Source organism: Pseudonocardia adelaidensis (assembly GCF_039543345.1).
GTDB classification, from domain to species: Bacteria; Actinomycetota; Actinomycetes; order Mycobacteriales; family Pseudonocardiaceae; genus Pseudonocardia; species Pseudonocardia adelaidensis.
Genome location: NZ_BAABJO010000039.1, coordinates 76709 through 86337 on the forward strand (window position 1 = coordinate 76709; position 9629 = coordinate 86337).

10 protein-coding genes and 1 pseudogene are annotated in these 9629 nt (G+C 74.1%); 7 read left to right on the forward strand and 4 right to left on the reverse strand.

All coding sequences use genetic code 11. The features are described 5' to 3' along the window. Positions 1-164 precede the first annotated feature (164 nt). The 3 genes from ABEA81_RS36015 to ABEA81_RS36025 all read left to right on the forward strand — a co-directional run bounded on the left by ABEA81_RS36015 (position 165) and on the right by ABEA81_RS36025 (position 2378). Positions 165-407 (forward strand): hypothetical protein, encoded by a 243-nt coding sequence (locus tag ABEA81_RS36015; protein WP_345611509.1) that lies wholly within the window; start codon positions 165-167, stop codon positions 405-407. 49 nt (positions 408-456) lie between these two features. Continuing rightward, a complete protein-coding gene (locus ABEA81_RS36020) occupies positions 457-1617 on the forward strand; it encodes a cysteine--tRNA ligase (RefSeq protein ID WP_345611511.1) in 1161 nt (386 codons plus the stop codon). 62 nt (positions 1618-1679) lie between these two features. Continuing rightward, positions 1680-2378, forward strand: a complete 699-nt coding sequence (locus ABEA81_RS36025; RefSeq protein ID WP_345611513.1) for a GntR family transcriptional regulator — start codon at positions 1680-1682, stop codon at positions 2376-2378. A gap of 43 nt (positions 2379-2421) precedes the next feature. Here ABEA81_RS36025 and ABEA81_RS36030 read toward each other — a convergent pair whose 3' ends face one another. From ABEA81_RS36030 to ABEA81_RS36045, 4 genes and pseudogenes are all read right to left on the reverse strand, one after another. Next, positions 2422-3888 carry a glutamine synthetase family protein gene (locus tag ABEA81_RS36030; RefSeq protein ID WP_345611514.1) on the reverse strand — a complete coding sequence of 489 codons (1467 nt, stop codon included), beginning with the start codon at positions 3886-3888 and terminating at the stop codon, positions 2422-2424. A 1-nt stretch (position 3889) separates the two neighbouring features. After that, positions 3890-5218 (reverse strand): Rieske 2Fe-2S domain-containing protein, encoded by a 1329-nt coding sequence (locus ABEA81_RS36035; protein ID WP_345611516.1) that lies wholly within the window; start codon positions 5216-5218, stop codon positions 3890-3892. Positions 5219-5305: 87 nt separating this feature from the next. Then, positions 5306-5644 (reverse strand): MDR/zinc-dependent alcohol dehydrogenase-like family protein, encoded by a 339-nt coding sequence (locus ABEA81_RS36040; RefSeq protein WP_345611518.1) that lies wholly within the window; start codon positions 5642-5644, stop codon positions 5306-5308. 49 nt (positions 5645-5693) lie between these two features. Further along, positions 5694-6056, reverse strand: a pseudogene (locus ABEA81_RS36045) (alcohol dehydrogenase catalytic domain-containing protein); the annotation flags it as partial. Between the two features lie 21 nt (positions 6057-6077). Between ABEA81_RS36045 and ABEA81_RS36050 the strand changes: the two are divergent. The 4 genes from ABEA81_RS36050 to ABEA81_RS36065 all read left to right on the forward strand — a co-directional run. Further along, complete coding sequence (locus ABEA81_RS36050) at positions 6078-6659, forward strand: TetR/AcrR family transcriptional regulator (RefSeq protein ID WP_345611519.1); 582 nt, start codon at positions 6078-6080, stop codon at positions 6657-6659. Positions 6660-6745: 86 nt separating this feature from the next. Then, positions 6746-8581, forward strand: a complete 1836-nt coding sequence (pabB, locus tag ABEA81_RS36055; protein ID WP_345611520.1) for an aminodeoxychorismate synthase component I — start codon at positions 6746-6748, stop codon at positions 8579-8581. Beyond that, positions 8515-8883 carry a hypothetical protein gene (locus ABEA81_RS36060; protein ID WP_345611522.1) on the forward strand — a complete coding sequence of 123 codons (369 nt, stop codon included), beginning with the start codon at positions 8515-8517 and terminating at the stop codon, positions 8881-8883. Before pabB ends, ABEA81_RS36060 begins: the two co-directional genes overlap by 67 nt. Positions 8884-9356: 473 nt before the next feature. Beyond that, positions 9357-9629, forward strand: a 273-nt coding sequence (locus ABEA81_RS36065; RefSeq protein ID WP_345611524.1) for a hypothetical protein, incomplete at its 3' end; no start/stop codon positions are given.

Genomic DNA, 9629 nt, shown 5'->3' on the forward strand with positions numbered 1-9629 from the left:
GACACTAACCGGGGCGACACCATTCGCCCGCGAACGCCGCCCCCACTGCCACGCGGGTCCGGGCCTGCGGTCTCGCGGCGTCGGCGCGTGTTCGGCGGGCACGGCGCCGGGTATCCGAGCTCATGGCGGCGGACAGGGAACACCCGCATCTGACCAGTCGGGCGGTGCCCGGTGTCGGCGGACCCGGGCACGATGCGCGCACTCCGGACGGGCAGAGCGCGTTGCGGTTGCACGCCGGTATCGCCGCGGTCGCGTTCGTGCTGTGCACCCTCGTCACGGTGATCTTCTTCCTCCAGGGCGCCACCGTGCTCGGCGTCATCTTCGGGGCGATCGCGCTGGGCTGCGTGGGCGTGTTCGCCTGGGCGTTCGCCAGCAGGCGCGCCGCCCGGCGGGCCGGCGGCGGCTGAGGCGGCGCCGCTGCCCGTCGATCGGGAGATCCCGTGCCACGATGGGACGATGGCCGGACCGACTGTTCACGCGGGCGACGGCCCGGCGACGCGCCACCGCACCCGAGCGCCCGAGACCCTGAGACTGGCCGGCGAGCCGCTGCCGCTCACGGTCCCGGCCCGGATCTACGTCTGCGGGATCACCCCCTACGACGTGACGCACCTCGGGCACGCGTCGGCCTTCGTGTGGACGGACGTCGTCCGGCGCGTGATGCGGATGACGGGGGTCGACACCGTCCTCGCCCGCAACGTCACCGACGTGGACGACGTCCTGACCCGTGCGGCGGCCGAGCGGAACCGCCCGTACGAGGAGTTCGGACTGATCCAGGAGTACTGGTTCGACCAGGACATGGCCGCGCTCCGCGTCCACCCCCCGACCCACGCGCCGCACGCCCGCCACCACGTCGACCACGTCGTGCGGCTGGCTTCGGCGCTGCTGGCCACTGGCGCCGCGTACGAGCGCGCCGGGCACGTGTTCTTCCGCGGGGCCCACGTGCCGGGCGCGGCGGGCCTCACGGCGGAGGAGGCGTGGGCGCTGTCGTCGGAGTACGGCGACCGGCCGGACGACCCGCTGCGTGACGACCCGTTCGACGTGGCCGTCTGGCAGCCGTCCGGCCCGGCCGACCCGGCGTGGCCCAGCCCGTGGGGGCCCGGGCGCCCGGGATGGCACGCCGAATGCGCCGCGATGGCGCTCGCCACGCTCGGCGGGGCCGTGGACGTGCTCGCGGGCGGAGCGGACCTCGCGTTCCCGCACCACGCGTACCAGGTGGCGATGGCCCAGGCCGCCGTCGGCGTCGCGCCGTTCGCCCGGCGCCACGTCCGCGTCGGAACCGTCCGCCTCGACGGGGCCAAGATGGCCAAGTCCACCGGCAACCTCGTGCTGGTGAGCGATCTCCTGCGCACCGCATCGGGCGCCGCGGTGCGCCTCATGCTGCTCGACCGGCCCTGGAACCGGGCGTGGGACTACCGGCCGGACGCGCTCCAGGACGCCGCCCGGCTGCTCGAGGAGCTGTACGTCGCCGGCGGCACGCCGGGTGCCGGCGACGCGGCGGTGGCGGCGGTGCGCGCCGCGCTCCTGGATGATCTCGATGTGCCCACTGCCGTCCGGACCGCGGTCGAGGCGGGCGGCGACGCCGCCCGCCAGCTCATCCGCGCACTCGCACTCCACTAGATTCTTGGATCCTGAATCTGCGGAAGTGTATCCTCGCGGTCGTCGCGCGAAGGGGCCTTGCCGTGGAATCCGACCCGCCTCGCCGGGAGCAGAGCGCTCTCGTCGACGACACCGCCGCCGCGATCCGCGAGCGGATCATGTCGGGCGAGATCCCGATCGGCGCCCAGCTGCGCCAGGCCGACCTGGCCGCGACGCTCGGGGTCAGCCGCACCCCGATCCGCGAGGCGCTGCGCCAGCTCCAGTCCGGCGGGCTGATCGAGGTGCAGCCCCGGCGTGGTGCCGTGGTGCGGGTGCCAGCGCCGTGGGAGGTGCGCGAGGCCTTCGAGGTGCGGGCCGAGCTGGAGGGCCTCGCCTGCGTGCGGGCGGTGGGCGAGATCTCGCCCGATCAGCTCGACGAGCTCCGCCGCACCAACGACGTGCTGCGCGAGAACCCACCCCCGGACGGCGGGCGGGTCTCGCCGACGACCGCCGCCAACGACCGGTTCCACGCCCTCATCCACGAGATCGCCGGGAACGACCGGCTCGCCCGCACCATCCGCGACATCAACGACGCCTTCCCGCGCAACGTCTCCGCCCTGGTGCTGGAGGACAACCCCCGACTGCGCGCCAACAACATCACCCAGCACGAGCGGATCACCGAGGCGCTCGCGGCGAACGACGCCGAGCTCGCCCGCCGGGAGATGCGCGACCACGTGATCGCCGCGGGCGAGGCGCTCGCCCGCTGGTACGAGCGCCGGTCGCACACGGTGTTCCGCGGCTGAGCCCGCAGCGGCCGCTCAGAACAGGCAGCTCAGAACAGGCCGCTCAGAACAGGCCGAAGTACTCGTGCTGTTCCCAGTCGGAGACGTGGGCGAGGTAGCGGTCGAACTCGGCCCGCTTGATCGCGCTGAACCAGGAGACGACCTCGCTCCCCCAGGCCCGCTCGAACACCGGGTCGGCGCCGAGGGCGTCCAGGGCCTCGCCGAGCGAACGCGGCAACGCAGGCGCCGGAGCGGTGTAGGGCGCGTCCAGGGGCTCGCCCGGATCGGTGGCGCACGCGAGGCCGTCGCGCCCGGCGACCACCTGGGCCGCGATGTAGAGATACGGGTTCGCGGCGGGCTCGCCGGCCCGGTTCTCCAGCCGCGCTCCCCCGCTGTCGCGGGCCGGGCAGACGCGGATCATGGCGCCCCGGTTGTCGATACCCCAGCCCACGCGGTCGGGCGCGAGCGACTGGGGCAGGTACCTCTTGTAGCCGTTCACCGTGGGCGTGCAGAAGACGGCACCCGCGGCCGCGTGCGCGAGGAGCCCACCGAGCCAATGCCGGCCGGTCGGCGAGAGGATCTCGTGCGGACCCGCCGGGTCCAGCGCGGGGCGCCCCGTGCCGTCGCTCAACGACTGGTGCAGGTGCCAGCCGGTGCTCGCCGACGTACTGCCCGCCGGCCGGCACATGAACGTGGCCTGCAGGCCGGCACGCCGGCACAGCTGCCGGATCGCGGCCCGGGCCAGCACGACGTCGTCGGCGGCCCGGCGGGCGTCGCGGGCCGCGAGGGTGATCTCGAACTGGCTCGGCCCGAACTCCAGCTCGAGGGAGCGGACCGGCAGGTCGAGGTCGGTGAGCCCGCGGTGCAGGGCGCGGGCGAGCTCGTCGTGGCGGTCGAGACCCTCCTCGTGCAGGAGCTGCCCGCCCGCGCTGAGCGGGACGGGGACGCCGTCGGGGCCCGGCGCACCGAACACGTGGAACTCCAGCTCCACGCCGACGGTCAGCTCGAACCCCCTGTCCGCGAGCCGGCCCAGCTCGGCGCGCAGCACGCTGCGGGTGCAGAACGGCACCGGCCGCCCGTCCGGGAAGTACACGTCGCTGAGCAGCCACCCGGTGTCGCGCGACCACGGGAGCACCCGGAAGGTCGTCGGGTCCGGCACCAGCACGGCGTCGCCGATGCCGGCGAAACCGGCGACCCCGACGCCGGGGTCGGCCGTGAAGACGGGCGCGACGGTGCGGCCCGCGGTGTCCTTGAGCAGCAGCGACGACGGCACGGTGATCCCCGATCGGAGCGCGTCCGGCAACGCCTCCCGCGTGACCGTCTTGCCGTGCACCACGCCGTGCTGGTCGGCGAACCCGACGCGGACCCGCTCGATGCCCAGCTCGTCCACCACCCGCCGCAGCTGCGCGGCCGCGGCGTGCTCGGTGTCGCCCCACAGCTCGTGCCGGGCCACGAAGCCCGCCCGGTCGGAGGCGAGCATCGGGCGGACGGCGCTCCCGCCACCCGCCTCGGACACCGGCCGCTCGTCCACGCTACGCACCAGTCACCCGTTCCACCGGCCGGGCCCACGGGGAGCGCATCCGCCGCTCCCGTTCCCGGTCCCGCCACGCATCCTCCCAGCCGTCGGCGGGCGCGAGGGTGTCGACGGCGACGGGACCGGTGAGCGCACGGGCCGCCGCCGCGTCGGCCGGGCGGCCGGGCGTCGGGCGGCCGGCCTCGAACGCGTCGATCGCGCGCAGGAGCTGGCGCCGGTACGCGGTGATGGCCCGGTCGGAGACGCCGAGCCGCTCGACCGTGCGGTCCTGGACGGCACCCATGCTCTCGACGGCCCACTGGTCGTGGACGTTGATGTCCAGCCCCATGCCGGTGTAGGTCAGGTCGCGCTGCTCGGCGGCGTCGAAGCCCCAGTCGTTGCCGCGGTTGCGCAACGGCCGGTAGTCCGGCAGGGAGACCTCGGACAGCCGCTGGGCGAGCAGCGTCTCCTTGTCGGTCTCGTCGGCGAAGTCGTAGAAGATCATGTACCAGTAGTGGTTCTCGTCGTCGATCGGCACGTGCCACTGGCAGAAGACCCGGTCGTTGCCGAACGGCACGACGAACGCGTTGGGGAACACCAGGTTCGTCACGCGGACATGCCTGATCCGGTCGGTGAGCCCGCGGACCGCGTAGACCCGCAGGCCGTGCGCGGCCTCCTCCACCTCGATGTCCGGCCGGTAGTTCTCGGCGACCAGCTCCGAGAGCTTCTTGTCGGTGCCCTCGACGACCTCGCTGAACTGCTGGCCGTACACCTCGCGCGGGTCCTCGCCGACGAACCGGTGCAGGAAGGAGACGTGGCTCGGGTCGATCCCGCCCTCGACGCCCTGCAGCCAGTTGCACTCCCAGAGCCCCTTGAACGCGAACGTGTACGCGTCGGGCGCGGTGAAGCAGTCGTAGCCGGGGAACGGCGGCGGGTCGCCCTCGCCGAGGTAGGCGAACACGATCCCGTTGCGCTCCTCACAGGGGTAGCTCGGGATGCGCACCCGGGACGCGAACGTGGAGTGCTCCGGCTCGGCGGGCTGTTCCAGGCAGCGGCCGTCGGGGCCGTAGAGCCAGCCGTGGTAGAGGCAGCGCAGTCCGCCGCCCTCCAGCCGCCCGAAGGACAGGTCCACGCCACGGTGCGCGCAGAACCGGCCCACCAGGCCCCAACCGCCGTCGCGCCGGAACAGCACCAGGTCCTCGCCGAGCAGCCGCACCGCCTTCACCGGGCGGTCCGCCGGCATCTCGGACACGAGCGCCGCCGGTTGCCAGTAGGCGCGCATCAGCCGGCCCAGCGGGGTGCCCGGCCCGGTGCGCGTGACGCGTTCGTTGTCCGCCTGTTTCAGCATGAGCGACCCCGTGCATCCTAGAAGGAACGAAGTGGATCCAGAATACGGACGAGCGGGTCCACGCACCAGGGCCCATCCCGATCCGCGTCAGGAGACGGGATCGCGGCGGAGCACGAGCTTGGTCGTGCGGATCGCATAGGCGTCGGGGGCGTCGTCCCAGTCGGCGGTGACGGTGGTGACCCGCTCGGCGGGGAAGCCGGTGCGGCGCACGAACTCCAGCAGCTCCGGCAGCAGCGCGCGGGCGTGCGAGACGCCGAGGCGCAACGTGACGTCCGTGGCGTACATGTGCATGAGCGGCACCCGGGTGCCCGCGGCGAGGTAGTAACCAACCGCCGTGCAGATGGCTCCGGGCGCCGCCGCGCGCAGGCCGGCGCGCAGGGACCCACGGACCGCAGGACGGGCCGAACCCGAACGCGGCGAGGGCACCGCCGGCCCGGTCGCACGTGGAGGTCAGGCCGCGGAGGCACCGACGGCAGGTCCCGCACGACACGGCCCAGGGCACGACCACCCGCTGCCCGATCTCCAGCGCCTCCACCTCGGACCCGAGCTCCACCACCTCGGCGACGCACTCGTGCCCGATCGGGAACGGGCCGCGGAACGGGACCGGCCCGCAGATCCGCCCGACGACCGGGTCGACCACCCCGAGCGCCAGCCCGGCCTGCAGCACGCGGGAGACCGGCCGGTGGATCGGCACCGTGTCGCCGTCACAGCGCCCGGCGAGGAACGGGCGCACCAGCGCGTCGGTGGGGTCCTGCAGCCGCGGCGCCGCCCGCTCGTGCCAGCGCAGCCGCCCGGCGCGCTCGAATCGCAGCTCGCGGGCGCTTATAACAGTCGTCATAGCGCTAGTATGACGACTGTCATGAACACGAAGAGGCCCGCACCCCGCGAGCAGCTCGTGGCCGGGGCCGCCGACATGCTCCGCCGCCGCGGGCTCCACGCGACGAGCATCCGCGAGGTGGCCCGGCACTCGGGCGCACCCCTCGGCTCGACCTACCACTACTTCCCGGGTGGCAAGGACCAGCTGACCACCGAGGCGGTGCGGTTCGCCGGTGACGCCGTCACCCGCGTGCTGCGGGACCGGCTGGAGGCGGGCCCCGTCGAGGGCCTGCGGAGCTTCCTCCTGTTCTGGCGCGACGTCGTCACCGGCACCGGGTACCGCGCGGGGTGCCCGGTGCTCGCCGTCGCCGTGGAGGAAGCGGACGGGTCCGGCGCGGTCGACGCGGCGGCCGAGGTGTTCCGGGGGTGGGAGTCCCTGCTGACCGCGTCGCTCGGGACGAGCGGGGTCGTCCCCGAGCGCGCCCGCCGGCTCGCCGCGCTCGTCGTGTCCGCCACCGAGGGCGCGGTCGCCGTCTGCCGCGCCGAGCGCAGCACCCGCGCGCTCGACGACGTCGCCGCGGAGCTGGACGCACTCCTGTCCGCCGCCGTCGGGCGCGACGAATAGCCGCGACGAATGGCCGCGACGAATGGCCGAGGCGGGATGCGCGGACCGCCGATCCGGCCCCGCGCGCACCGGGGCAGGATCGGACGATGCACGCCTCACGTCCCACGGCGCGGTTCGACGACCTCACGGTCGGCTCCGCCCTGCGGTTCGCCGGGACCGGGCAGGTGCTGGCGGCGTGGGAGCCCGGCGAGGTCGCGGGCGTACTCGACGAGGTCGAGCGGCGCACCGCCGCGGGGACGTGGGCGTTCGGCTTCGTCGCCTTCGAGGCCGCTCCCGGGCTGGACCCGGCCCTCTCCACGCAGGACCCGGTGGACGGGCTGCCCCTCGCCTGGTTCGCGCTCGCCGCGGAGCCGCAGCGGGCTCCGGCGCTGCGGCCCGGCGCCGGCGGGTGGCCCGCCGGTTCCTGGAGCCCGGCGTGGGACGAGCGCCGCCACCGCGCCGCCGTGCGGGAGGTCCGGGCCCGAATCGCCGCCGGGGAGACCTACCAGTGCAACCTCACCACCCGGCTGACCCGCGGGCTGGACGGCGATCCGGAGGAGCTCTACCGGGACCTGGCGCTGGCCCAGCGGGGCGCCTACAACGCCTACCTCGACGCCGGGCGGTTCGTGGTCGCCGGTGCGAGCCCCGAGCTGTTCTTCGAGTTGCGCGGCGACCGGATCCTCATGCGCCCGATGAAGGGCACCGCGCCCCGCGGTCGCACCGTGGCCGAGGACGAGCGGACCGTCGCCGGGCTGCGCTCCAGCCCGAAGGAGCGCGCCGAGAACGTCATGATCGTCGACCTCGTCCGCAACGACCTGGCCCGCGTCGCCGCCACCGGCACCGTGACGGTGCCGCGCCTCCTGCACGCCGAACGCTTCGCGACCGTGCACCAGCTCACGTCGGACGTCACCGCCCGGCTGCGCTCCGACGTCGGCCTGACCGGGATCTTCCGCGCCCTGTTCCCCTGCGGGTCCGTCACCGGCGCCCCGAAGCCCCGCACGATGGAGTTGATCCGCGACCTCGAGGACGGGCCGCGCGGCGTGTACTGCGGCGCGGTCGGCGTGGTCGCCCCGCCGGGTGCGCCGTACCGGGCCCGCTTCTCCGTGGCGATCCGCACGGTGCTGATCGACCGCCAGCGGCGCACCGCGACGTACGGCACGGGTGGCGGGATCACCTGGGGCTCGCGGCCGGCCGCCGAGTACGCCGAACTGCTCACGAAGGCCCGCGTGCTCGACGCCCACCCGCGGGAGTTCCACCTCATCGAGACCATGAGGCAGGAGACCGGGCACCTCCGCTCGCTCGACGCCCACCTCGCCCGGGTCGCGGCATCGGCCTCGTACTTCGGGTTCCGCTTCGACGCGTCCGCCGCGCGGGCCGCCCTCGACGCACGGCTCGCCGGCGTCGGGGACGCCCGGGTCCGGCTGCGCTGCTACCGCGACGGAGCGGTGGGCGTCGACGTCGAGGAGCTCCCGCCGGCCCCGGCGGGCCCGGTCCGGCTGGTGATCGACCCGGAACCGATCGACTCCACCACGTGCTGGCCGCACCACAAGACGAGCCTGCGCGAGCCGTACTCGTCGCGGCTGGCCCGGCACCCGGCCGCCGACGACGTGGTGCTGGTGAGCGAGCGCGGCGAGGTCACCGAGTCCTGCACCGCCAACCTCGCGGTCCGGCTGGACGGGCAGTGGTGGACGCCCCCGCTGGGGAGCGGCTGCCTGCCCGGAGTCGAGCGCGCCCTGCTCGTGGCGGACGGTGCGCTGCGCGAGCGGGTCCTGCGTCCGGCGGATCTGCACCGCGCCGACGAACTCGCCCTGGTCAACTCGCTGCGCGGCTGGCGACCGGCGACACTGATTCATTCGACATCTCGTAGAATGTCCGGATGGTCCGCTTCACCGCCGCTCTCGGCATCGCCCTCGTCGTCCTCGGCGTCGGGGCCTACGCGCTGACGTCCGCGGTGAGCGTCACGGCGCTCACCCCCGCGTTCGTCGGAATCCCGCTGCTCGCCTGCGCCGCCCTCGCCCGCCCGGCGACCCGGCGACGCCCCGCGCTCGCCGCCGCACTGGCCGTCGCGCTCCTCGGCGCGCTCGGCTCGTCCATGAACGCGATCCGGATCGGCGAGGCGATCGCCGGCACGGCGCAGCGGCCCGCGGCCGTCTGGGTCAGCGCCGTCATGTTCGTGCTGTTGGTCGCCTACCTCGTGCTCGGAGGGCGAGCCCTGGTGAGGTCACGTGCGACATCGGCCGGGTGAGGCAGCTCGGGATCGAGATCGGCAGGGCTGGGCTCGCCTTGCTCCACGCCCCCTCCCACCAATCCGCAAGATCCTCTCGGGAGTGCAAGCACTACCTGCCAGCTACCGCAACCATTGTGTTGCTGCCGGGCGGCCGTGCCGCAGGACGGTGTCCGCCGCATCGAACATCGGTCGAACCACAAGCACCGCGCCGACCCCAGCGCCCTCGCGCCGCGAACAGGCTGGGCGATGAGCGACGCCGGCATCGTGCGCGAACTGCCGCGCCTCGCCCGGATCAAAGCACGGCGCGATCCTTCGTACGCCGTCCGTGGCCCGATAACCACGGCCCCGCGGCCGCCGCGCCTTCCTCGAGGATCTCCCACACTGCGACCACGAACGGCAGTTCAGCCAGCTGATCGTTCAATCACCATGCAGCGCCCGCTGCAGCGTTATCGACATTGCGAAGCCAATACACATCAACTAGAATCGAACACATGTTCGATGCGGTCTGCGAGGAGGAGGTCGGCGATCCCGTCGACCCCGAACTCGAGGACGCCTTCGACTGGATCGCCATCGAACGCGAGCTGCGCCGCGACGACGAGGAGCGCACCTGGGGCAACACGGTCCCGTCCGGGCTGGCCGCGCTGGAGATCGACGCCGACACCGAGTGCGAGGCCGGGCTGTCGGACGCCCAGCTGATCGATGCGATCGTCGGGTTCGACCGGGTCGCCGCATGGGCGCAGGCCCGGCAGGCCCGGCTGCTGGCC